Origin of the sequence: Pseudomonas sp. LAIL14HWK12:I1, assembly GCF_003202095.1 — a bacterium.
Classification (GTDB): Bacteria; Pseudomonadota; Gammaproteobacteria; order Pseudomonadales; family Pseudomonadaceae; genus Aquipseudomonas; species Aquipseudomonas monteilii.
Map to the genome: position 1 here is coordinate 195,346 of NZ_QJKG01000010.1, position 23,749 is coordinate 219,094.

The 23,749-nt window shown below is 63.6% G+C and carries 20 protein-coding genes and 4 pseudogenes; 11 read left to right on the forward strand and 13 right to left on the reverse strand.

Annotation, left to right across the window (positions count from 1 at the left end):
* Window positions 1-48 precede the first annotated feature (48 nt).
* The 6 genes from D906_RS22645 to D906_RS22670 are packed head-to-tail and all read right to left on the reverse strand — an operon-like array spanning window position 49 to window position 5,968.
* The gene (locus D906_RS22645) at window positions 49-1,788 is read right to left on the reverse strand and encodes an ABC transporter substrate-binding protein (protein ID WP_019097187.1); all 1,740 of its coding nucleotides are present in this window, start codon (window positions 1,786-1,788) and stop codon (window positions 49-51) included.
* Window positions 1,789-1,827: 39 nt separating this feature from the next.
* Window positions 1,828-2,100 (reverse strand): DUF2160 domain-containing protein, encoded by a 273-nt coding sequence (locus tag D906_RS22650; protein WP_013971877.1) that lies wholly within the window; start codon window positions 2,098-2,100, stop codon window positions 1,828-1,830.
* A 12-nt stretch (window positions 2,101-2,112) separates the two neighbouring features.
* Complete coding sequence (locus D906_RS22655; protein ID WP_016714775.1) at window positions 2,113-2,913, reverse strand: carbohydrate ABC transporter permease; 801 nt, start codon at window positions 2,911-2,913, stop codon at window positions 2,113-2,115.
* 3 nt (window positions 2,914-2,916) lie between these two features.
* Window positions 2,917-3,780, reverse strand: a complete 864-nt coding sequence (locus D906_RS22660) for a carbohydrate ABC transporter permease (RefSeq protein ID WP_016714776.1) — start codon at window positions 3,778-3,780, stop codon at window positions 2,917-2,919.
* Complete coding sequence (locus D906_RS22665) at window positions 3,777-4,874, reverse strand: ABC transporter ATP-binding protein (protein ID WP_025754406.1); 1,098 nt, start codon at window positions 4,872-4,874, stop codon at window positions 3,777-3,779. Before D906_RS22665 ends, D906_RS22660 begins: the two co-directional genes overlap by 4 nt.
* Window positions 4,874-5,968 carry an ABC transporter ATP-binding protein gene (locus D906_RS22670; protein WP_027615737.1) on the reverse strand — a complete coding sequence of 365 codons (1,095 nt, stop codon included), beginning with the start codon at window positions 5,966-5,968 and terminating at the stop codon, window positions 4,874-4,876. Before D906_RS22670 ends, D906_RS22665 begins: the two co-directional genes overlap by 1 nt.
* Before the next feature lie 223 nt (window positions 5,969-6,191).
* Here D906_RS22670 and D906_RS22675 point away from each other — a divergent pair, with 223 nt between their 5' ends.
* On the forward strand, window positions 6,192-7,940 hold the full coding sequence (locus tag D906_RS22675; protein ID WP_025754407.1) for a sigma-54-dependent Fis family transcriptional regulator: 1,749 nt from the start codon (window positions 6,192-6,194) through the stop codon (window positions 7,938-7,940).
* Window positions 7,941-7,962: 22 nt separating this feature from the next.
* Here D906_RS22675 and D906_RS22680 read toward each other — a convergent pair whose 3' ends face one another.
* The 3 genes and pseudogenes from D906_RS22680 to D906_RS27125 form a co-directional block, all read right to left on the reverse strand.
* Window positions 7,963-9,651 carry a bifunctional diguanylate cyclase/phosphodiesterase gene (locus D906_RS22680; protein ID WP_025754408.1) on the reverse strand — a complete coding sequence of 563 codons (1,689 nt, stop codon included), beginning with the start codon at window positions 9,649-9,651 and terminating at the stop codon, window positions 7,963-7,965.
* 13 nt (window positions 9,652-9,664) lie between these two features.
* Window positions 9,665-10,159 (reverse strand): annotated as a pseudogene (locus D906_RS27120) (methyl-accepting chemotaxis protein); the annotation flags it as partial.
* 741 nt (window positions 10,160-10,900) lie between these two features.
* Window positions 10,901-11,230, reverse strand: a pseudogene (locus tag D906_RS27125) (PAS domain-containing protein); the annotation flags it as partial.
* 265 nt (window positions 11,231-11,495) lie between these two features.
* Between D906_RS27125 and D906_RS22690 the strand changes: the two are divergent.
* From D906_RS22690 to D906_RS22710, 5 genes are all read left to right on the forward strand, one after another.
* Window positions 11,496-11,810, forward strand: coding sequence for a helix-turn-helix domain-containing protein (locus tag D906_RS22690; protein ID WP_025754409.1), 315 nt, complete (start codon window positions 11,496-11,498; stop codon window positions 11,808-11,810).
* 228 nt (window positions 11,811-12,038) lie between these two features.
* Window positions 12,039-13,352 (forward strand): C4-dicarboxylate transporter DctA, encoded by a 1,314-nt coding sequence (locus tag D906_RS22695; RefSeq protein ID WP_019097194.1) that lies wholly within the window; start codon window positions 12,039-12,041, stop codon window positions 13,350-13,352.
* Between the two features lie 44 nt (window positions 13,353-13,396).
* Window positions 13,397-14,101 (forward strand): FadR/GntR family transcriptional regulator, encoded by a 705-nt coding sequence (locus D906_RS22700; RefSeq protein WP_016714784.1) that lies wholly within the window; start codon window positions 13,397-13,399, stop codon window positions 14,099-14,101.
* Window positions 14,102-14,117: 16 nt separating this feature from the next.
* Window positions 14,118-14,786 (forward strand): GntR family transcriptional regulator, encoded by a 669-nt coding sequence (locus tag D906_RS22705; protein WP_016714785.1) that lies wholly within the window; start codon window positions 14,118-14,120, stop codon window positions 14,784-14,786.
* A 122-nt stretch (window positions 14,787-14,908) separates the two neighbouring features.
* On the forward strand, window positions 14,909-15,970 hold the full coding sequence (locus D906_RS22710) for a hypothetical protein (RefSeq protein ID WP_027615738.1): 1,062 nt from the start codon (window positions 14,909-14,911) through the stop codon (window positions 15,968-15,970).
* A gap of 41 nt (window positions 15,971-16,011) precedes the next feature.
* Here D906_RS22710 and D906_RS22715 read toward each other — a convergent pair whose 3' ends face one another.
* On the reverse strand, window positions 16,012-16,440 hold the full coding sequence (locus tag D906_RS22715) for a PACE efflux transporter (RefSeq protein WP_016714787.1): 429 nt from the start codon (window positions 16,438-16,440) through the stop codon (window positions 16,012-16,014).
* A 103-nt stretch (window positions 16,441-16,543) separates the two neighbouring features.
* On the opposite strand from D906_RS22715, the gene D906_RS22720 reads away from it, so the two are divergent.
* The 3 genes and pseudogenes from D906_RS22720 to mcpA (D906_RS27135) form a co-directional block, all read left to right on the forward strand.
* Window positions 16,544-17,422, forward strand: coding sequence for a LysR family transcriptional regulator (locus D906_RS22720; protein WP_027615739.1), 879 nt, complete (start codon window positions 16,544-16,546; stop codon window positions 17,420-17,422).
* Window positions 17,423-17,564: 142 nt separating this feature from the next.
* Window positions 17,565-18,596 (forward strand): annotated as a pseudogene (mcpA, locus tag D906_RS27130) (methyl-accepting chemotaxis protein McpA); the annotation flags it as partial.
* 258 nt (window positions 18,597-18,854) lie between these two features.
* A pseudogene (mcpA, locus tag D906_RS27135) lies at window positions 18,855-19,451 on the forward strand (methyl-accepting chemotaxis protein McpA); the annotation flags it as partial.
* Between the two features lie 34 nt (window positions 19,452-19,485).
* Here the strand turns inward: mcpA (D906_RS27135) and D906_RS22730 are convergent.
* The 3 genes from D906_RS22730 to D906_RS22740 all read right to left on the reverse strand — a co-directional run bounded on the left by D906_RS22730 (window position 19,486) and on the right by D906_RS22740 (window position 22,148).
* A complete protein-coding gene (locus D906_RS22730; RefSeq protein WP_027615740.1) occupies window positions 19,486-20,550 on the reverse strand; it encodes a membrane protein in 1,065 nt (354 codons plus the stop codon).
* Between the two features lie 71 nt (window positions 20,551-20,621).
* On the reverse strand, window positions 20,622-20,999 hold the full coding sequence (locus D906_RS22735; protein ID WP_012271538.1) for a RidA family protein: 378 nt from the start codon (window positions 20,997-20,999) through the stop codon (window positions 20,622-20,624).
* A 12-nt stretch (window positions 21,000-21,011) separates the two neighbouring features.
* Window positions 21,012-22,148, reverse strand: a complete 1,137-nt coding sequence (locus tag D906_RS22740; protein ID WP_016714791.1) for an FAD-binding oxidoreductase — start codon at window positions 22,146-22,148, stop codon at window positions 21,012-21,014.
* A 115-nt stretch (window positions 22,149-22,263) separates the two neighbouring features.
* On the opposite strand from D906_RS22740, the gene D906_RS22745 reads away from it, so the two are divergent.
* A complete protein-coding gene (locus D906_RS22745; protein WP_016714792.1) occupies window positions 22,264-22,857 on the forward strand; it encodes a helix-turn-helix domain-containing protein in 594 nt (197 codons plus the stop codon).
* A gap of 105 nt (window positions 22,858-22,962) precedes the next feature.
* The gene (locus tag D906_RS22750) at window positions 22,963-23,748 is read left to right on the forward strand and encodes a sulfite exporter TauE/SafE family protein (RefSeq protein ID WP_012271535.1); all 786 of its coding nucleotides are present in this window, start codon (window positions 22,963-22,965) and stop codon (window positions 23,746-23,748) included.
* Window position 23,749: the final 1 nt, after the last annotated feature.

The window sequence follows — 23,749 nt, forward strand, 5'->3', positions numbered from 1 at the left end:
GGCAGGTGCCGTTTTTTTTGCCTGTGGTTAATCACTGAGCTTAGGCGATCACTTCCTGGCCGCTTCCCACGATTTAAGCAGCTCGTTGTAGCTGACCGTCTCGCCCTTGGGTTTTTCGTTGGCCAGCTTGGGTTTCGGAGCACCCGGCTGGTCGAACCAGTACTGGGCATCCTTCTCCGGGTTCAGCTTGGGCGCACAGGTGGCCTGGGCATTGGACCGTTGCAAGCGTTCCATCATGCGGTCCTGATCCCGCGCCAGGCCATCCAGCGCTTCCTGCGGGGTCTTCTCGCCGCTGGCCACCTCGGCGATATGGCTCCACCACAACTGCGCCAACCGTGGATAATCCGGTACGTTGGTACCGGTGGGTGTCCACTGCACCCGTGCCGGGCTGCGGTAGAACTCCACCAGCCCACCCAGCTTGGGTGCCAGGTCGGTCATGGCCTGGGAGTTGATGTCCGACTCGCGAATCGGCGTCAGGCCGACGATGGTCTTCTTCAGCGAGACGGTCTTGGAGGTGACGAACTGGGCATACAACCACGCTGCCAGGCGTTGCTTCTCGGGGGTGGACTTGAAGAACGTCCACGATCCCGTGTCCTGATAGCCCAGCTTCATTCCCTCCTCCCAATAAGGTCCCTTCGGCGAGGGCGCCATGCGCCACTTCGGCGTGCCATCGGCATTCACCACCGGCAATCCGGGCTTGGTCATGTCGGCGGTAAACGCGGTGTACCAGAAGATCTGCTGGGCGATGTTGCCCTGCGCCGGCACCGGCCCCGCCTCGGAGAAGGTCATGCCCTGCGCTTCCTTGGGCGCATAGGCACGCATCCAGTCCACGTACTTCTGGGTGGCATATACAGCGGCCGGGCCGTTGGTGTCGCCGCCACGGGTCACACTGGAGCCCACCGGGTGGCAGTCCTCCACGCGAATGCCCCATTCATCCACCGGCAGGCCGTTGGGCAGCCCTTTGTCGCCACCGCCGGCCATGGAGAACCAGGCATCCGTGAAGCGCCAGCCCAGCGACGGGTCTTTCTTGCCGTAATCCATATGGCCATAGACGCGCTTGCCGTCGATTTCCTTGACGTCTTCGGTAAAGAACTTGGCAATGTCTTCATAGGCCGACCAGTTCACCGGCACACCCAGCTCGTAGCCGTACTTTTCCTTGAACCTGGCCTTCAGGTCAGGGCGCTCGAACCAGTCGGCGCGGAACCAGTACAGGTTGGCGAACTGCTGGTCGGGCAGCTGGTAGACCTTGCCGTCTGGCGCAGTGGTGAAGGAAATGCCGATGAAGTCCTTGAGGTCCAGGGTCGGCGAGGTGTAGTCCTTGCCTTCGTTGGCCATCAGGTCGGTGATTGATTCCACCTTGCCGTAGCGAAAGTGCGTACCGATCAGGTCGGAGTCGTTGACCCAACCGTCGTAGATGTTCTTGTCCGACTGCATCTGTGTCTGCAGTTTCTCCACCACGTCGCCTTCCTGGAGCAGGTCGTGGGTCAGCTGGATGCCGGTGATTTCGCTGAAGGCCTTGGCCAGCACCTTGGATTCGTATTCATGGGTGGTGATGGTTTCCGACACCACGTTGATCTTCATGCCACGGAACGGCTCGGCGGCCTTGATGAACCACTTCATCTCGGCCATCTGCTGTTCCGGGGTTAGCGTCGATGGCTTGAACTCGCTGCCAAGCCATTTCTTCGCTGCGTCCTCGTATTGGTCGGCCCAGGCTGTGCCATGCACGCTGGCCAGCACCAGCAACGCGGCCAGGGTCAAATGTCGCGTTTTATGCTTGTTATCGAACATTGTGATCTCCCGTTTCTGTTAATCCACAGGGCCGCTCGCTCAGCCCCAGCGCAGCACCACCACCAGCCACGCCAGCGACAGCAGCGAGGCCACCCACAACGGCCACTCGCTGACGCCGACCACCAGCAAATGCAGGTAGGCGCTGGCCAGCAGGCCGATGAACAAGCGGTCACCCCGGCTGGTGACCAACGGCAAGAAGCCGCGCCGCTCCACGCAAGGGCGGCGCAGCTCAAGCAGTGTCATGCCCAGCAGCAGCACACCAACGGCAGCAAAGAACAGCGCCGTCGGCAAGGTCCAGGCCATCCACTCCATGCGTTGCCCTCCTCACACCCGGCCCAGGGCAAAGCCCTTGGCCACATGGTTGCGCACGAACCAGATCACCAGCATGCCCGGCAAAATGGTCAGTACCCCCGCCGCCGCCAGCACCCCCCAGTCGATACCCGAGGCCGACACGGTGCGGGTCATCACGGCCGCAATCGGCTTGGCATTCACCGAGGTCAGGGTGCGCGCCAGCAGCAGCTCGACCCAGGAAAACATGAAGCAGAAAAACGCCGTCACGCCGATACCAGAGCCAATCAGCGGAATGAAGATCTTCATGAAGAAGCGCGGGAAGCTGTAGCCGTCGATGTAGGCCGTTTCGTCGATTTCCTTTGGCACACCCGACATGAAGCCCTCCAGGATCCACACCGCCAGCGGCACGTTGAACAGGCAATGGGCCAGGGCCACGGCTATATGGGTGTCGAACAGGCCGATCGACGAGTACAGCTGGAAGAACGGGAGCAGGAACACCGCCGGGGGCGCCATGCGGTTGGTCAGCAGCCAGAAGAACAGGTGCCGGTCGCCGAGGAAGCGGTAGCGCGAGAAGGCATAGGCCGCCGGCAGCGCCACCAGCAACGAAATCAGCGTGTTCAGGCACACGTAGTACAGCGAGTTGATGTAACCGCTGTACCAGCTGGCATCGGTGAAGATCACCCGGTAGTTGTCGAGGGTGAATGCCTGCGGCCACAGGGTCAGGCCGCCAAGGATCTCGGTGTTGCTCTTGAACGACATGTTCAGCAACCAGTAGATCGGCACCAGCAGGAAGAAGAAATACAGCAGCAGGGCCAGCGTTTTGCGCGTGCTCATGGGCTAGTCCTTGTCGGCATGGGTCATGGCTGTGTAGAACAGCCACGACACCAGCAGGATGATCAGGAAGTACACCAGCGAGAACGCCGCCGCCGGGCCCAGGTCGAACTGCCCCACGGCCATGCGCGTGAGGGTCTGGCTGAGGAAAGTGGTGGCGTTACCCGGCCCGCCACCGGTCAGCACGAACGGCTCGGTGTAGATCATGAAGCTGTCCATGAAGCGCAGCATCACCGCGATGAGTAGCACATTCTTCAGCTTGGGCAGCTGGATGTGGCGGAACACCGCCCAGCCCGAAGCACGGTCGATGCGCGCGGCCTGGTAGTACACGTCGGGGATGGCGCGCAGGCCCGAATAGCACAGCAGTGCCACCAGTGACGTCCAGTGCCATACGTCCATCACCAGCACCGTAAGCCAGGCGTCGAACGGGTCGCCGGCGTAGTTGTAGCTGACCCCGAGCTTGGCCAGGGTAGCGCCAAGCAGGCCGATGTCGGCACGGCCGAAGATCTGCCAGATGGTGCCCACCACGTTCCACGGGATCAGCAGCGGGATGGCCATGACGATCAGGCACACCGACGCCATGCGCCCCTTGGTCGGCATGGTCAGGGCAATGCCGATGCCCAGCGGGATCTCGATCAGCAGTACGCAGGCGGAATAGATGAACTGGCGCAGTAGCGCATCATGCAACGCCGGGTCGCGCAGCACCTGGCGGTACCAGTCGGCACCGACGAAGTAGCGGTTGGACTGGTCGAAAATATCCTGCACCGAGTAGTTGACCACGGTCATCATCGGTACCACCGCGCTGAACGCCACCAGCAGGAACACCGGCAGCACCAGCCACCAGGCTTTGTTGTTCGGCACTTTGTTCATGGCCCGGCCTCCAGCAGCACATCGTCGACGTACAGCATCAACCACTGCGCCGGCAAGCTGACCCAGGCCTGATCCACAGGCAACGGGCGGTCCTCGCCCAGGCGCGCCTTCAGCGCGACACCGCCTACTTCGACGGTGACGATGCGGTAGGTGCCCAGGTCTTCGATATCCAGCACGCGTGCGGGGATGGCGCCATCGAACGGGCTGTCCCACAGCTGCACGAATTCTGGTCGGATGCCCACTTGCAAGCGCCCGCCTGCCGTTGCCGCCAGCCGTTCGCGCAGGCCATCGGGCAGCGCCAGGTGGACATCACCAAACGCCACCCCGTCGGCTTCGGCACGCACCTCGATCAGGTTCATGCCCGGGCTGCCGATGAAGTAGCCGACAAAGGTATGCCGGGGCCGCTCGAACAGCTCACGCGGGGTGCCGAACTGAACGATGCGGCCACCGTGCATCACTGCGATCTTGTCAGCGAAGGTCGATGCCTCCAGCTGGTCATGGGTGACGTAGATCATGGTGATGTTGAACTGCTCGTGAATCTGCTTCAGCTTGCGCCGCAGCTTCCACTTCAGGTGCGGGTCGATCACCGTCAGCGGCTCGTCGAACAGGATCGCCGACACGTCATCGCGCACCAGGCCGCGGCCCATGGAGACTTTCTGCTTTTCGTCGGCGCTGAGGTTGCGCGCCTTCTTGCGCAACACGGCAGACAGGTCGAGCACCTCGGCAATTTCTTCCACCCGGGCACGCACCCGGGCTTCATCCAGCCCTTGGTTGCGCAAGGGGAAGGCCAGGTTGTCGAACACCGTCATGGTGTCGTACACCACCGGGAACTGAAACACCTGGGCAATGTTGCGCGCTTGCGGCGACAGCTGGTTGACCGGTTTGCCGTCGAACAGCACCTCGCCATGGGACGGCGTCAGCAGCCCGGAAATGATATTGAGCAGGGTCGACTTGCCGCAGCCCGACGGCCCAAGCAACGCGTAGGCGCCGCCCTGCTCCCATACATGCTCTAGCGCGTGCAGGGCATAGTCCGCCTCGCTGGCGGGCTGGCGACTGTAACTGTGCGCCAGTTGGCGCAGGCGGATTTCGGCCATCACCCTCTCCTTGCCTGGCGCAACCCCGGGGCCTGCACCAACGCCCCGGCGCTGTCGAAGACGAACAGCTTGTGGGTGGGGATGAACACGCGGATCGGCGTGTCCACCTGGTATTCGTGAACCCCGGGCAGGTGCAGGATCATGCGCCAATGCTCGTTGCGCACATGCAGGAAGGTTTCGGAACCGCTGATCTCCGCCAGCTCCACCAGCACCGCCAGTTCCAGGTCATCATCGTGGGCCGGCACCAGGGTGATATGGCTGGGGCGCACGCCAAAGCGGTAGTCGCCTTCGGCAAGCGCCTGCAAGTCGGCATTGCGGGCAAAATGCACGGCCTGGGCCAGGCTCACCTCGTTGCCACTGATACGGCCAGGCACCAGGTTGATCGGCGGCTCGGAGAACAGCTCGGCCGCCAGCACACTGCCCGGGCGCTGATACACCTCGGCGGTGGGGCCGCTTTGCACGATGCGGCCCTCATGCACAAGGGTGGTGGTGCCGCCCAGCGCCAGCGCCTCGTTGGGCTCGGTGGTGGCGTATACCGCAATGCAGTGGCGCGCCGCGAACAGCGCGCGAAGCTCCTGGCGCAGGCCTTCGCGCAACTTGTAGTCGAGGTTGACCAACGGCTCGTCAAAAAGGATCAACGAGGCATCCTTGACCAGCGCCCGGGCCATCGCCGTGCGTTGCTGCTGGCCGCCGGACAGCTCCAGCGGCAGGCGCTGCAGGTAGGTTTCGATGCGCAACATCTCGGCAGTTTCCTGCACACGCCTGCGGATGTCCGCCTCGGTCATACGCGCCTGGCGCAGCGGCGAGGCGATGTTTTCGTACACGCTCAGGGTCGGGTAATTGATGAACTGCTGGTACACCATCGACACGTTGCGCTGGCGCACCGGCACACCCGTCACGTCCTGGCCATCCATCAGCACCCGGCCCCGGTCCGGGCGATCGAGCCCGGCCATCAGGCGCATCAGGCTGGTCTTGCCGGCCAGGGTGCGACCCAGCAGCACGTTGAACGAACCAGGCTCGAAACGCAGCGAGGCATCGACGATCCACGGCTGGTTGTCGACGCTGCGGCTGACCTGCTCCAGCACCAGGGACATGGCATGGCCTTCTTGTCGTTGTTGTCTGCCGGGAACAGCCAGTTCCGTGCCAGTTGCTCCCCGATGCTCTGGCTTGGGGCCTCGGCCGCAGACCATGCAAACCGGGGGTTCACAAATGAACACATTCACTGAACAACTGAACACCTGCCGGTTTGACAATGAACACCCGTGAACAACACTGAACAGCGGTCCGCCCATAACAACAACCACATAGGACAGGCCCATGGCCGCATCCGCTTCGACCCATGCCCAACTCATCCAGGCATCCTGGGCCCGCTGCCGCGATCACGGTTTGCAACCGCAGCACGCACCGGACTTCGACTGCCTGACCCGCGCCGAACTCAGCGAATTGCTGGAGAAACGCCAGGCCCTGCTGCGCCTGACCCGCGAGGAAGTGCTGCCGCAATATGCACACCTGCTGGGCAACGCCAGCTACCTGGTGATGCTGGCCGATGCCAGCGGCTGCCTGCTCGACAGCTGGGGTTCGCGGCGCTTCATCGAACCGCGCCAACAGCATGGTTTCAGCGCCGGCGCCCACTGGCACGAGCGCGGAGTTGGCACCAATGCCTTGGGCACCGCGCTGATTTGTGCCCAGGCCATTCACGTCGGCCAGGACGAGCACTTCCTGCGCCAGAACCGCTACATGTCCAGCGCCGCCGCCCCCCTGTTCGACGCTGCGCGGCAACTGGTCGGGGTGTTCGACGTGGCCAGCGACGGCTATCTGCCGCCCAGCCAGACACTGGGCCTGGTGCGCATGATGGGCCAGAGCCTGGAAAACCGCCTGATCTTCGCCGCGCATGCCGACCAGCATGCACAACTGATCTTCAACAGCGCCTCCGACAACCTCGACAGCCCCTGGGCCGGCCTGCTGGTGTTCGATGAGCATGGGCAGGTGCTGGCCGCCAACCACCGGGCCGACAGCCTGCTCGGTGGTAACCCGTTGCAGCAGAACATCGAGCAGCTGTTCCAGTTGCCCCTGCAGCAGTTGCTCAGCCATCCCCGGCAACAGCCCTTCGCCCTCCAGGCCACCGGGCGCAACCGCTTTCATTGTCAGTGGCAACCGCCACGCGAAACGCCCCGCCGCCCTGAGCCTGGCAACGGCGAGCCGCGCCTGGAAAAAGCGCGAGTACAGGCCGGCCTGCTGCTGGAAAAGGACATTCCAGTGTTGGTGCAGGGTGAAACCGGTGTGGGCAAGGAAGTGTTCGTGGAAACCCTGCACCGTGCCAGCAGCCGCGCCGACAAGCCCCTGGTCGCCGTCAACTGCGCGGCGATCCCGGCCGAACTGGTGGAGTCGGAGCTGTTCGGCTACGACAAAGGCGCGTTCACCGGCGCCCACCACAAAGGCAACCCGGGGCTGATCCGCAAGGCCGACCACGGCATCCTGTTTCTCGATGAGATCGGCGACATGCCGCTGCCTACCCAGGCCCGCCTGCTGCGCGTGTTGCAATCGCGCAGCATCCAGCCGCTGGGCAGCGGTGAACCGGTAGCGGTGGATATCCGCGTGGTGTCGGCGAGCAACCGCGACCTGGCCGAAGAGGTGCGTGCCGGGCGCTTTCGTCAGGATTTGTACTACCGCATTGCCGGGCTGACGGTGGTGCTGCCGCCGCTGCGCGAGCGTGCGGACCGGCGGCAGTTGATCGACCAGGTGCATGCCCGCTACCGCGAGCCTGGGCAACCGGCGCGGCTGCCCCCGGCCATTATGGAGTTGCTCGATCAGCACCCCTGGCCTGGCAATGTGCGCGAACTGGTCAGTGTGCTGCAGGTGGCACTGGCCTTGGCGGGCAGCGGGCCCGTCGGCGTCGAGCACCTGCCTGCAGGGTTTCTGGCCGAGTTGCAGGTGCCTGTGCTGGTGGCGACCGAAGCGGTAGACCTGCAGACGCTGGTTGAACAAGCCAATGGCAACCTGTCAGCAGTGGCGCGCGGCCTGGGGATCAGCCGGACCACCCTCTACAAGCGGCTGCGTGAGCGATGAATCTATTGACCTGCACGGCCGCTCAAGGATTACGCCACTGGACCGGTTGCCGGTAAGCCTGTGCCCAGGCTTGCACTTCACTGGCCGGCATAGGCCGGGCAATGCAGTACCCCTGCGCCAGCTCGCAGCCCAGCCCCATCAGCACCCGGCCGTGCTCGACGCTCTCCAGCCCCTCGGCGATCACCTCCCGGCCAAAGGCCCGGGCCAGGCCAATCACCGCTGCTGTGAGCGCCAGGTCGTCCTGATCATGGAGGATGTCACGCACGAACGACTGATCGATCTTGATCGTCTGGGTCGGCAAGCGTTTCAGGTAACTCAACGACGAATAGCCGGTGCCGAAATCGTCCAGCGAGAAGCGCACGCCCAGTGCGCGGCAGGCGTCCAGGCAACGGCTGACGTGCTGCAGGTTGTCGATGGCAACGGATTCGACGATTTCCAGGTCCAGCCTGGCCGGGTCCACCGCCGGGTACGCTGCCAGCAGCTGCTGCAGGCGCTCGGCAAAGTCACTGCGCTGTAAATGCCGCGCGGCGATGTTCACACTCAGCGACCAAGGCTGCCCTTGCTGCTGCCAGGCCTGCAACTGGATCAAGGCCTGGTCGAGCACCCACTCGCCGATTTCAACGATCAGGTCGGTCTGCTCTACCCACGGCAGGAAATCGCCGGGCGGCACCACGCCACGGCCTGGCCGCTGCCAGCGCAGCAAGCCCTCGAAGCCCAGCACCTGGCCGCTGCGCAGGTTGACCTTGGGCTGGTAGTAAAGGCAAAGCTCTCGGTTGTTAAGGGCCCGTCGCACCCGCGCCACTGTCTGGTGAGTGGCCTTGAGCTCCTGCTCCTGCGACACGTCGAACACGTGATACCGGTTGCGCCCGCGCTGCTTGGCCACATACATGGCCTGGTCGGCATGGCGCACCAGGGTATCGGCATCTTCATCATCCTGCGGGTACAGGGTCACGCCGATACTGGCGCTGAGCGAAAGCGTGTGCCCCCGAACCACACAGGGGGCCGCCAATGCCCGCAATACCCGCCGCAGGGCTGCATGCAGCTTTCGCTCATCATCGAAGTCGCGCAGGATCAGCACGAACTCGTCGCCCGACAACCGGGCCACCGCATCCCCCCCGCGCAGGATGCGCTTAAGGCGCTGCGCCACTTCCACCAGCAGCAGGTCGCCCACCGCGTGCCCGTAACCGTCGTTGACCGCCTTGAAGCCATCCAGGTCGAGCATGCACACCGCCAGCGGGATGTCTTCACGCCGCGAGTAGGCCAGGGCCTGGTTCAACAGGTCGGACAGGTAGGCACGATTGGGCAGGCCAGTGAGCACATCGTGCCCCACCCGCCATTGCAAGGTGTGCAGCAGTTGGCGCTTCTCGGTGACGTCAAAGCGGATCGACACGTACTTGCGCACCAGGCCGGTCAGCGGGTCGACCAAGGGCACCATGGTGCTGTCGACCCAGTACAGCGAACCGTCCTTGGACCGGTTGCAGATCTCGCCCTTCCACACCCGCCCGGCGGCCAGGGCCCGCCACATGCCGACGAAGAACGCCGGCTCGTGCAGGCCGGAGTTGAGGATACGGTGGTTGGCTCCCAGCAGTTCCTCGCGGCTGTAGCCCGAGATGCTGCAGAACTGCTGGTTGACGTAGGTGATGTTCCCACGCAGGTCGGTTTCCGAAAAGATCGCGGCCGCGTCCACGGCCGCGCGATAGATATCATCCATAAAGCATCCTGCCTTAGCGGTTGAAGCGCTCCACCAGGGCGCGCAATCCGGCGCACACCTGTTCCAGTTCGGCGCCGCGCGAGGCAGCGGCGTTGGCGCTGTGGGCGCTGTGCTGGGCAATACCGGCTACGCCGTTGATCTGCCGCGAAACATCTTCGGCCACTGCCGACTGCTGCTGCGAAGCGGTCGCCATCTGCTGGCTCATGTCGCTGATGCGCTGCACCGCATCGCGAATGCCATGCAGCGCCTGTCGCGCTTCCTGCACCTGGGCAACGCCCAGTTCGGCACCTTCGATGCCCTGGCTAGCGATCACCACGGCTTCTTCGGCGCCACTGCGCAGCGCATCGATGATGGCCTGGATGTGCAGGGTCGACTGGCGGGTCTTGTCGGCCAGCGCCCGCACCTCATCGGCGACCACGGCAAAGCCGCGCCCTTGCTCGCCCGCACGCGCTGCCTCGATGGCAGCGTTGAGGGCCAGCAGGTTGGTTTGCTCGGCAATGCCGCGGATCATCCCGGCAGCCTCCGCGATGGCACCGGTCTGACCGGCCAGCTGGCTGACCGCCTGGTTGATCTGCGTCACGGTGCTGGCCAAGGTACGAATGGCTGCACCGCTGGCATCTGCCACTTGGCTACCCTGCTCGGCCAGCAGGTGCGCGGTGTGTGCCTCGGCGGCGGTCAACTGGACATGGTTGGCCACTTCACCGATGGAGGCAGCCATCTGGTTCATTGCGGTGGCGCTCAGGTCGGTTTCGGCACGTTGCTCCAGCAGCGCGGCCTCGGTGCCGCGCGACAGCTGCCCGGCATCGTGGGCGGCCACGGCCATTTGCCCGGCCAGGTCGCTTAACCGCGTCAATGCGGTTTTCAGGCGTGCCTCTTCGCTGATCAGCATCAGTTGCAGTTGTCCCGCGGCACCCGGCAAGTCGCTGTAGGTCAAGGCTGCAACCGGGTCGGCGAAGGCACCGTCGGCGCCTTGCACAACCCGCTGCAACTGCCGGCCAATGGCATCGCTTGCCCACAGGCCGTAGGCCAGGAACAGCCCCAGGGTCAGCCCCTGCCCCACCAGGCCAGGCCATAGCTGGTTGGCGCCCAGTGCCAGCAGCCCGCCCGCCAGTGGCAAGGCCAGCGCCTGCGCCAGCACGTTCAGCCGACGCGGCACCGACACTGCCGCCTGGCCGTTGCGCAGCCGCGCATACAGGGCTTCGGCACGGGCCACCTGCTCACGCGTGGGGCACACCCGCACCGACTCGTAGCCGACCACACGCCCGCCTTCGAGGATAGGCGTGACGTAAGCGTTGACCCAGTAGTAGTCGCCGTTACGGCAGCGGTTCTTGACGATGCCCATCCAGCTCTTGCCAGCTTTCAGGTAGCGCCACATCAACGCGTACACCGCCGGCGGCATGTCCGGGTGGCGCACCAGGTTGTGCGGGCTGCCGATCAGTTCGGCCTCGCTGTAGCCGCTGATAGCGGCGAATTCGGGGTTGCAGTAGGTGATCAGGCTGGCGGTATCGGTAGCAGAAATCAGCCGCTGATCAGGGGGAAAACGTTGCTCGACCGGGGTAACCGGCAAGTTGAGGCGCACGATGAGACTCCATTCACTGACGTACCGGTACTCAGCTCATCGACAACCATCGGAACCGATCCGTAGCGATCCGCTCCAAATGGCACATGCGCTTCCCGCCGTTGGGCACGAGGCCGAACCACGCAGGGATGTTGACGATGACTGACCGGTCAAGCCGTGAATTCTACGAAATTCATCACATAAATAAAACAAAGGTGATCAATCATGGCGTTGCGCCATATTGATAGATATCGTTAAGTTCTTGATTCTAAATGGGAATTAAGTGATGACGAGATCAGCTTTGGGTACCGCCCTGCGCCGCTACCGCAAGCTGGCGGGCCTGACCCAGGCACAACTGGCCGAACGGACCGGCTTCGATCCCAAGACCATCAGCCGCTTCGAAACCAGCACCTATACACCCAGCATCGATGCACTCATGGAGTTTGCTCAGGTGCTGGGCGTCAAACCCAAGGACTTCTTCGCCGAGCCGGACGACGAAGAGGAGCAGCGCGCCTACCTGTTCGGCGTCATCCACAACGCACCGCCCAAGGATCTTGGCAAGCTGATTGCAGCAGTGGAGCAGGCACTGGCCAAGCCCTGAACTGATTCGCGCATACCCACTTCACGGCATGCACCGAAGTAGAGCCTGGCAGGCCAGATTGCCCCATAACTGGTCAGACCGGTAAGGCCGAAAACCCTTGCAAAGTCGGATTTTTCGCGCTTTTATGGCCCCGCGCTGAACAAACCGGTAAGACCACAATAATTAAGTCCTGCGCTCTTTCGCCCCGTGCGGCTACCGAAGCAAGGACACCGATCAGAGATCAATCCCATGCTTAAATGGTGCTCGCGTTCGATCTTCCTGCAAGTCGTGCTCGGCCTTGCCCTCGGCATCGCCTGCGGTCTCAGCTTTCCCGACCTTTCCCTGCAACTCAAGCCCCTTGGCGACGGTTTCATCAAGCTGATCAAGATGCTCATCGGCCTGATCGTATTCTGCGTGGTGGTCAGCGGTATCTCGGGCGCGGGCGACCTGAAAAAGGTCGGGCGCATCGGCCTGAAGTCAGTGATCTACTTCGAAGTGCTGACCACCCTGGCGCTGGTGATCGGCCTGGTGTTCGCCTTCAGCAGTGGCATTGGTAGCGGTGCCAACATTCACCTGGACCAGTTGTCCACCGCCGATGCCAACGGCCTGGCCGAGCGCGGCCAGCACATTCACGGCGCCACGGCGTTCTTCATGGACCTGATCCCCACCTCGGTGATCGGTGCCTTCGCCGACAACAACATTCTTCAGGTGCTGTTGTTCTCGGTACTGTTCGGCAGTGCGCTGAACCTGGTGGGTGACTCGGCCGCCGGCATTTCGCGGCTGATCAACGAACTGAGCCATGTGATCTTCCGCATCATGGGCATGATCGTACGTCTGGCGCCTATCGGCGTATTCGGCGCGATCGCCTTCACCACCAGCAAATACGGCCTGGAATCGCTGCAGCACCTGGGCGGGCTGGTCGCACTGTTCTACCTGACCTGTGCCGGCTTCGTGCTGATCGTGCTGGGGACGGTCATGCGCCTGTCGGGCCTGAAGCTGTTGCCGCTCCTCAAGTACCTGCGTGAAGAGCTGACCATCGTGCTGGGCACCGCCTCTTCCGACGCCGTGCTGCCGCAGATCATGCGCAAGCTGGAGCACCTGGGCATTGGCAGCTCCACCGTCGGCCTGGTGATCCCGACGGGGTACTCGTTCAACCTCGACGGCTTCTCCATCTACCTGACCCTGGCCATCGTGTTCATCGCCAACGCCACCGGCACGCCGCTGGAAATGACCGACCTGCTGACCATCCTGCTGGTGTCGCTGGTGACGTCCAAGGGCGCTCACGGCATCCCAGGCTCGGCACTGGTCATCCTGGCCGCCACCTTGACCGCCGTACCCGCGATTCCGGTGGTTGGCCTGGTGCTGGTGCTGGCAGTGGACTGGTTCATGGGCATCGGCCGGGCATTGACCAACCTGATTGGCAACTGCGTGGCCACCGTGGCCATCGCCCGCTGGGAAAAGGACATTGACCTGGAGCGCGCGCAGAACGTGCTCGACGGCAAGCCCGGCTTTGCCCCCACGCCGCGCAAACAGCCCAACACGCACCATCAACAGGAATTCTGAACCAGAGCGGCCGGCGATCACGCCGGCCCTTGCAGGAGCGAACCGTGATCAGCTCATCAACCGTCGTCAACTCAGTGGTGGAAAAACTGCGCCAGGCCTTGGCCCGGGGCCAATGGCGCACCGGCGACATGCTGCCGGGCCAGCGCGAGCTGGCCGAACAACTGGGCATCAGCCGCCCTAGCCTGCGCGAAGCGGTGACCGTGCTGGAGACCCTGGGCCTGGTCCGCTCGTTGCCAGGCAAGGGCGTACTGGTTCTGGACGCCGATGCCACCCTCCAGGAACCCGGCATCGACACCAGCGCTGCGGCCAGCCTGGCCGACGTACTGGAACTGCGCTACACCCTTGAGCCCTTCATCGTTGGCCTGGTGGCGCAATCGGCCAACAGCCAGGACATCGGCCAGTTACGCCTGACCCTGATGGACATGCGCGAAGCGCTGGAGGCCGATGACAGCGAAGCCGGCGTGAAGGCCTACATCGCCTTCCATGAAGCGCTGTTCGCGCTCACCACCAACCCGATCTTCCAGAGCGTGGTGCAGCAGACCGGCAATGCCCTGAAACAGAGCGCCGACATGCTGCGCAACTCGCCCGAGCACCTGGCGGCGCGGCTGAAGGAGAACGAAGCAGTGGTACGTGCCATACGTGAACGCAACAGCGCCCAGGCCAGTGCCCAGATGCGCCAGCACATCCTCGCCGAAGGCCAGCGCATGGGCATTTCGCTGAACATCCCGGACGAACACCCGCATCCATGACCCCAGGAGAGCGACCATGAACGCCGCCCCTCACCTGCCCGCCCTGCTTGCGGCCGGCGAAACCCGCCTGTCGGCCGAGCAGATCTACCCCCGGCTGTTCGACGCCATTCTCGAACAGCGCCTGCCCCCGGGCGCGCTGCTGCCCGAGCAGGCGTTGGGGCATGCCTTTGGTGTCAGTCGCACCGTGATTCGTCGTGTGCTTGGGCGCCTGTCCGACCAGCAGGTGGTGGTGCAGCGCCCCAGCCACACCGCGCACCTGGCCGCGCCCGACCCGGATCAGGCACGTCAGGTGCTCAGCGCCCGGCGCCTGGCCGAAACCACGCTGATTACCCTGGCCACCCAGCGCGCACGGCCGGCGCAGGTGCGCCAGCTGCGGCAACTGGTAGAGCGCGAGCGCCAGCACCACGAAAGCGGTGAGCGCTGCGCGGCGATCCGCCTGGGCGGTGAGTTTCACCTGAAACTGGCGCAGGTGGCGGCCAATGCGCCGCTGGCACGGTTCCTCAATGGGCTGGTGCCGATGACCTCACTGATCATCGCCCGTTACGAATCACCGTGTTGCGACCACTGTGCATGGGAAGAACACGCGGCCATCATCGATGCCGTGGAGCAAGGCGATGCCGAGGCGGCGTTGGGTTTGATGCACAAGCACCTGGACCGCCTGGAAGCAAAACTCGACCTGAATTGATCGTTCATGCTGACGCGGTCCTACAGGGATTGCGTCGCCTAAGCGATAAGGTGCACGGCAGTACTCCGCACGCCACCCTATACTGCAAAAACCACCCCAGCCTCTATCAGGGAGGCGGTTGCGTGAGTGCTCGAATCCTTCTGTTGCTGTGCCTGCTGTTGGCCCTGGCCGGCTGCGCGGGCAAGCGCCCACCTGCCCCGCCTACGCCTGCGGTGCTCACGCCCGCCGCCTGGCAACGCATCGACCAGGAGCTGATCGACGCTTCGGTCGGCGCAGCCGGCTCGGCCAACGACTATGCCCGGCGCTCCATGCGGGTATGGAAAGAACAGGTACAACAGCGCACCGAAAGCGACTTCATCCCTTGGTTCACCGGTTACTGGACCCAGCAGTGGCTCACCCTCAAAGTGGCCTGGTACAAGCTCGACAGCGGCGAAGGCCGTGAACCTGCGGAAAAGCGCCTGGCCCTGTACCTGCAGGAGCAATACCACGAGCGGGTGATCGAGCCGGTGGCCGAGCAGATCAATCCCGAGGGCATTCGCGACCGCGCCTGCGAGCTGTACCTGCAGCTGCTCGGCCAGCAGCTACCCACCATCATCAGCCGCTACAACGCGCCGCCCGAGCAGGTCAGCCAGCGCCTCAACCGCATCCCCGCCATCCACCTGGGGCCGCCGGATGCGCGTAATGCCAGCCTGTACCAGTTGCTTCGGGCCAAGTCGCTGGACCAGCAACCGGCCTGGCAAGCCATGCGCCAGCACTTGCATGAGCAGGCCAGCAAAGGCCCCGGGCGAACCGATGTCGGGTTGAACTCGGTGGCCACCCAGGCCAGCGAAAAGCTCGGCGCTACCCTGGCGCCGCGCGGCATCGCCAGTGCCGTAGCGTCGGCGGTGGGCAAGGTGGCGGGGGCGATGATTTCGATTGCCGCGGCCGGCTACGGCATGATGACCCATGACCGCGAACACCCGCAGATGGTCGAACAGTTGCGGGTGATCCTCAACGTCGCGCTGAACCAGGAATGGCAAGAGTTGATGGAAAACCGCCAGAGCGGGGCCATGGCGGGAGTGTATTACTTGTCGGGGCAGGTTGAGGACAGTTTGCTGGCCAGTGTGCCGCGACCGGTTGAACAACCTGCGGAGCAGCAGGTAAAGCAGCAGCAAGAGCCTTTGATCATTCGCCTGCCGCCTTAGGGGTTGCCTGTACCTGCGCAGAGGCCGGTACAGGAAACCTGTCAGGCAGCGGCCATCGCGGAACTTGGCAGCCCGAACACCCGATCAAACGCCCAGTTGTAGGCAAAGGTGTAGCAAGGGACCAGCACGATGAACGCCATGTCCACCAGCAACGCCTCCACCAGTGTCATGTCGAGCCACCAGGCTATCAGCGGAATCAGGTAAACCACCAGCGTCAGCTGAAAGCCGATGGCATGCGCCACCCGCCGCGCCACGCTGCGCCCACGCTTGGCCTGGCGGCTCTCCCACCCTTCGAACAAGGTGTTGTAAACCAGGTTCCAGAGCATGGCGATGGTGGTGATCATCACCGCCAGCGGCCCGGTATGCGACGCCTGGGTGTCCGACAGGTAAGCCAGCCCGAGGGTCGACATGCACAACCCGATCAGCTCATAAAAAGTCACGTAGACCAGTTTGCGTTTCAATCCCTGCACTCGGGGTTACCTCCAATGACAAAAAGCGATGGGGCGCGATCATGCTTCACCATGCTTGACAGCAAAAGTCAGCAGCTGTCAGATCAACTGACAGGAGGCTGCCATGAACTTTTCCAGCGACAACATCCAGCTTTTTCTAGCCGTGCTCGACTGCGGTTCGTTTTCTGCCGCCGCGCGCGCCCTCAGGCGCGTGCCTTCAGCCGTGAGCATGGCTATCGGCAACCTTGAAGCGGAACTGGGCTACAGCTTGTTCGAACGGGGTTCGCGTGAGGTTCGCCCAACTGCCCAAGCCCTGGCCCTGGAACCACACGCCAGACTGATTGGCGAACAATTGGGATTGCTGCAGGTACACGCACTGGAGCTGTCCCAAGGGCTGGAAAGCAGCCTGACCCTGGGCGTGGTACCAGACATCGACCACCGGCCACTGTTGGCGGCTATCGCACACCTTGGCGAACGCCACCCGCTGCTGGATATCGCCCTGCTCAGCGCCCCGCAGGAAGAAGCCCTGCACCTGCTGGACAGTGGCCGCGCCGACCTCTGCGTGGCCTTTGCAGGCCTGCAGGTAGACGCCCGCCGAGGCTTCCAGCACATCGGCATGGAGTCGCTGGTGGCCACTCTGTCGCCGGCCCACCCAGCCTTGCGCGAGGGGCGCATCCATTACCTCGAAGACCTGACCCAGGTGCGTCAGATTCTGGTGCGCAGCCGCGACCTGCCAATGGCCGACCCGCGCCCGCTGATCGGTGCAGCGCACTGGTCAACCGACAGCTTCGACCTGGCGTTGCAAATGGTGGAAGCAGGCCTGGGCTGGGGCGACCTGCCGTTGTCGCGGGTTGCGCCGCTGCTCGCCAGCGGACGCCTGGTGCGCCTGGGTTTTCGCAATACACGCAACGAGTTGCAGTTGCCGGTACACATCTTGTGGCGCAAGCAACAACCGCTGCAGCAAGCCGCACGGCTGTTGATCCAGCAGTTGAGTAACCGTTGATTACCGTCTGTCGAAACGGCCGTAAGAATTTTCTGTAAGTACTTCAATCTTTTACCCCTTTAGCCGATATCCCGGTCGACAGGCCCCGCAGTGCGTCATGAGCGCGCTGCGCCCTCCCTTCATTGGCTCAAGGTCTCGAAACATGAACCTGAAATTTCGCCACAAGATCCTGCTCAGCGCCTGCGGCGTCGTGGTCCTGGCATTTGCCCTGTTCACGCTCTACAACGACTACCTGCAACGCAACACCATCCGCCAGAACATCGAAGCGTCGGTGCAGCAATCCGGTGCACTGACCGCCAGCAGCGTGCAGAACTGGATGAGCGGGCGCATCCTGGTGCTGGAAAACCTGGCCCAGGACATCGGCCAGCAAGGTGCCGGCGAGACCCTGGCCGGGCTGATCGAGCAGCCGTCCTACACGCGTAATTTCCTGTTCACGTACCTGGGCCAGGCCAACGGTGCGTTCACCCAGCGCCCGGACGCCCAGATGCCTGCCGGTTACGACCCGCGCCAGCGCCCTTGGTATGGCGCCGCCGCCAGCGCCGGGCAGACCGTGCTGACCGCCCCCTACCAAGGCGCGGTCGGCGGCCTGATGGTCACCATCGCCACCCCGGTGAAGAGCAAAAGCAACGGCGAGCTGATCGGTGTGGTCGGCGGTGACGTGACCCTCGACACCTTGGTCGAGATCATCAACTCGGTCGACTTCGGCGGCATCGGCCACGCCTTCCTGGCAGACGCCAATGGCCAGGTGATTGTCAGCCCCGACAAAGACCAGGTGATGAAGAACCTCAAGGACATCTACCCCGGCAGCAACCTGCGGATTGCCGCCGGCATGCAGGATGTCACCCTCAACGGCCAGGACCGCATCATTTCCTTCGCCCCGGTAGCCGGCCTGCCGTCGGCGCAGTGGTACATCGGCCTGTCGATTGACAAGGACAAGGCTTACGCTGCACTCAGCCAGTTCCGCACCTCGGCGATCATCGCCATGCTGATTGCCGTGGCCGCCATCGCCGGCCTGCTTGGCCTGCTGATCCCGGTGCTGATGAGCCCGCTGACCACCATGGGCCGCGCCATGCGCGACATCGCCGAGGGTGAAGGCGACCTTACCCGCCGCCTGACCGTGCAGAACAAGGACGAGTTCGGCGAACTGGCCACCTCGTTCAACCGCTTCGTCGAGCGCATCCATGCCTCGATCAGCGAAGTGTCCTCAGCCACCCGCCTGGTGCACGACCTGTCGGAAAAAGTGGTCAGCGCTTCCAACGCGTCGATCACCGGCTCGGAAGAACAGAGCATGCGCACCAACAGCGTGGCGGCGGCCATCAACGAACTGGGCGCCGCCACCCAGGAAATCGCCCGCAACGCCGCCGATGCTTCGCAGCATGCCAGCGGCGCCAGCGAGCAGGCACACGGCGGACGTGAAGTGGTAGAAGAGGCGATCAGTGCCATGACCGCCTTGTCGCAGCGCATCAGCGAGTCGTGCGCGCAGATCGAAACACTCAACGCCAGCACCGACGAAATCGGCAAGATTCTCGACGTGATCAAGGGTATTTCGCAGCAGACCAACCTGCTGGCACTGAACGCCGCGATCGAGGCGGCCCGTGCCGGTGAAGCCGGCCGTGGCTTTGCCGTAGTGGCCGACGAAGTGCGCAACCTGGCACACCGTACCCAGGAGTCGGCGGAAGAGATCCACCGCATGATCACCAGCCTGCAGGTAGGCTCGCGCGAAGCGGTGCACACCATGAACACCAGCCAGGTGTCCAGCGAGCAGACCGTGCAGGTAGCCAACCAGGCCGGTGAACGCCTGGCCAGCGTGACCCAGCGCATTGGCGAAATCGATGGCATGAACCAGTCCGTGGCGACCGCGACCGAAGAGCAGACCGCCGTGGTCGAGAGCCTCAACCTGGACATCACCCAGATCAACGCCCTGAACCAGCAGGGCGTGGAAAACCTGAACGAAACCCTGCGTCATTGCGACCAGCTGGCCCAGCAGGCCGGGCGCTTGAAGCAGCTGGTGGGCAGCTTCAGAATCTGATGGACCCGAAGAGGGGCGCTGTGCGCCCCTTTTTTTATGCCACAGCCGCTTTCGTGGCCCTGTCCCGCCGCACCCAGGCCAGCAACACCGCCGCCATCAGCACGAAACCCAGGTAGCCAAACAACGGGTACACCTCCCCCACCAGGCTGATGAACCCCACCAGGCTGCAGCCAAAAGCCACCACCCCGGTTATCACCGAACCCCAGCGGAACGTTGCGGTGCCCGCCGGCAGCAGCCGCGAAAGAAACGAAAACAACGTACCCACTGCCGTGTTGACGATCATGCCGAAGATGATCAGGCACATCACCACCCCCAGCAGCGGTGACACTTCGTTGGCAATCGACAGCATCGGCATGGGCAAGTCGGCCACGCTGTCCAGGCGCGACAACAGCCCGGCACTCATCACCAGCATCAGGCCGCCCAACGCCGCCCCCCCCAGCAGGCCACCCCACACTGCAGTTTTCTCGCCCTTGGCCGAGCCCCCCAGAATGGCCAGAATCGGCGCACCGGCAACGATGTTGTACGACACATACAGAAACGCGCCCAACAGCCAGTGCCGGGTACCGGCCTGCTGCTGGCTGGCCAGCTGGTCGAGCGCGGCGAAGCTCTGTTCACGGGTAAACACGGCGTACAGTGCAATCGCCGAAGCCACCAGGATCAACAGCGGTGTGATAGCACCGATGGCCAGGATCACCTTGCGCACGTCCAGGCACACAATCGCCACCACCACCAACGTCACCAACACGCTGCCGGTCAGTGCCGGAATGCCGAACTGTTGCTCCAGCAACGCGCCCCCACCGGCCAGCATGACCACCGTGACGGCAAACATGAAAAAGGTGATCAGCCAGTCGACAAACAGGCCCGGGTAGCGACCGCAGATGGCCTGTATCACGTCCTTGTGCGAGGTGGCCTGCTGGCGGTTGCCCAACCCGGCCAGGGCCATGCCAAGGAAGGTAAACAGGGCTGCACTGACCAGTGCCCCCACCAACCCCCACACACCGAAATCGACAAAGAACAACAACAGTTCCCGCCCCGAAGCGAAGCCCGCCCCCACGATCACGCCGACAAATGCGCCGGCAATCTTCAGCTGCTCTTGCATGTGAACCTCTGGATTTATTGTTGTTGTTTTGCTGCCACCGCATCGCTTTTGCGGGAGCGGCCTCTGCTCAGTTACAGATCGCCGACAAACGCCTGCACTTCAATCTCCACGTCCACTCCCAGCGCCAACGCCGAGGCCACTGTCGAGCGCACCGGCAACGCGGCACCGAAGAACTCCTTGTACACCTCGTTGAAACCGGCGAAGTGGCTCATGTCCGACAGCCATACCGTGGCCTTTACCACCTGGTCGAAACGTGCGCCGCAAGCCGCCAGGCTTTCGGCAATGCGCTCGCAGGCGGCGCGGGTCTGGGCCTGGATGTCACCACGCACCACTTCACCGCTGGCGCTCATCGGCACCTGGCCAGAGAGAAACAGAAAACCCCCGGCCTTCACTGCACGGGAAAACGGGAACGGCAGGCTGCTGGGAAAACGCTGGATGTCATTGCTCATGGGATGCTCCTTTCAAGGTTGCTGGAAACGGGCCGGGGACAGACGCTCGGGCGCCACACCCTGACTGACAAGGCTAGAGCACAGGGGTTGGCCAAGCAGCAGGTCGGCGGCCAGGCGCGAAGCCCCCGCTGCCGACTGGATGCCATAGCCACCTTGCGCCGCCAGCCAGAAGAACGCAGGGGCGTATGCATCGAAACCCACCACCAGGTCGCCGTCTGCAACGAACGAACGCAGCCCGGCCCAGGTGTGACTGGGGCGGCGGATCTTCAAGGTGGTCATGCTTTCGATGTTGTAAATGCCCAACGCCACATCGAGCTCTTCCGGCGCAGCATCTTGCGGCTCGACCGGGTCGGCGTTGGCAGGCGAACCGAGCAATTGCCCGGCGTCGGGTTTGAAGTAGAAGCTTTCGTCGACACCAATTACCGCTGGCCAACGGGCGAAGTCCTGGTCGGCAGGGCCCGGAAAGGTGAATGCACTGCGCCGGCACGGTTGCAGGCCGATGCGCCCCACACCGCATTGCTCGGCCACACAGTCCGCCCAGGCACCCGCGGCATTGACCAGCTGACGTGCCTGCAGACGGCTGCCACCAGCCAATTCCACCTGCCACAGGTTGTCCAGGTACACGGCCTGGATCAGCTCGGCGTTGCAGCGCAGTTCACCCCCGGCAGCGCGATAACCGCGCAGGAAGCCTTGGTGCAAGGCATGCACATCAAGGTCCATCGCGCCCGGCTCCAGCACTGCGCCAGCCAGGGTTTCGCCGCGCAGACTGGGTACCAGTGCCAGCGCGGCATCACGGTCAAGCAGGCTGACCTCGGTGCCATTGGCCAGGTTCTGCGCGTGGGTCTGCTCAAGCAGCTCGCGCTGTTCCACGCTGGCCACATACAGGCAGCCGCGCGGCTCCAGCAGCGGGTGCTCGCAGAAGCCTTCCGGCGGGGCTTCATAAAAGGCCCGGCTGGCGCGGGTCAGCGCCTGGATCTGCGCAGTGCCGTAGGCCTCCATGAACATGGCCGCCGAACGCCCGGTGGAATGGTAGCCAGGCTGTGCTTCGCGCTCGATCAGCAGCACCCGCTGCTGGCCAGCCAGGCGATAGCCCAGCGAGGCACCGGCAATGCCGGCGCCGATGATCAGGGTGTCGTAGATCGGGGTCATGCACGCTCCTGACAAGCAAATTATCATTTATGAGAATTCTAATATATGAGAATTTAGAAATGCGCAAGTGTCCAAGGTAAGATGCCCGACCACCGCCGTATGCCGAGAACGCTGAATGCCCGCTGCCCTACCCCTGCTTGACCGCGCCGTAGTCGGCCAGCGCCTGCGCCAGGTGCGCAAGGCGCGCCAGATGACCCTCAAGCAATTGTCCGAAGCCAGTGGCGTACCGCTGTCCACCTTGTCGAAGATGGAGCTGGCACAGGTGTCGGTCAGTTATGAAAAGCTCGCCGCCGCTGCGCGGGCGCTGAATGTCGATATTGCCCAGTTGTTCCGCTCCGGTGCCACGGTCAATGCCCCGGTGCCCGTGACCGTGGTGGTCGATTCATTGCCGGCGGCAGCGGGCTACTCGACCGGCACCTATGACTACCACCCGATCGCCGGCGACTTCCCCGAGCGGCGCATGACGCCGGCTTATGCCCGCATCATCGCCCGTGAACGCGGCCAGTTCGACGACTTTATCCGCCACCCCGGGCAAGAGTTCGCCCTGGTGCTGAGCGGGCGGGTGCGCATCGAGTTCGAAACCGGCGAAGCGGTGAGCATCGGGCCACAGGAAACGGCGTACTTCGACAGCCAGGTGGGGCATATCTACCTGTCCGAAAGCGAGGACGGCGGCGATGCGCATGTGATGGTGGTGATGACGGATCGTTAATCCGCGTCGGTTATAACCTAATAACGAACAAGTCTATTTGGCTATAAAAAAATCTATATGCTGGCTGCATCCGATAACGGGCAAAGTTGGGCAGTCGAGTAGCGTATGGATGTAGGTTCTTTTGGTTTCACCATTGCTGGCCTGGTCGTGGGTTTCATCGTCGGCATGACCGGCGTCGGTGGCGGCTCGCTGATGACCCCGATCCTGTTGTGGTTTGGCATCAACCCGGCTACGGCCGTCGGTACCGACCTGCTCTATGCGGCCATCACCAAGGCCAGTGGCGTCTGGGTGCATGCGCGCCAGAAGAACATCGACTGGAAAATCACCGGCCTGCTCAGCCTGGGCAGCGTGCCCGCCGCTGCGCTGACCCTGTGGTTCCTCAGCACCCTGCACACCGACACCTCGGCGCTCAATGCCATTATCAAGCAAGGCCTGGCGGTGGTGCTGATCCTGACCGCGCTGGCCATCCTGTTCAAATCGCGCCTGCAGGCCTTTGCCAGCCGTCATGCCGGTGACCACTACCACCTCAGCGATCGCAGCCTGAACATCCTCACCGTACTCACCGGCGTTGTGCTGGGAGTAATGGTCACACTCACCTCCATCGGTGCTGGCGCCCTGGGCACCGTGGCGTTGTTCCTCCTGTACCCGTTCCTGGTCACCCGCCGCCTGGTCGGTACCGAAATCGCCCACGCCGTACCCCTTACCCTGGTAGCAGGCCTGGGCCACGCGGGCATGGGCAACATGGACTGGTCGCTGCTGGGCTACCTGCTGCTGGGCTCGCTGCCAGGCATCTACCTGGGCAGCCACCTCACCGGGCGCATCTCCGACCGGGTGCTGCGCCCGTGCCTGGCGGCGATGCTGCTGCTGATCGGCTACAAGCTGGCGTTCTGAG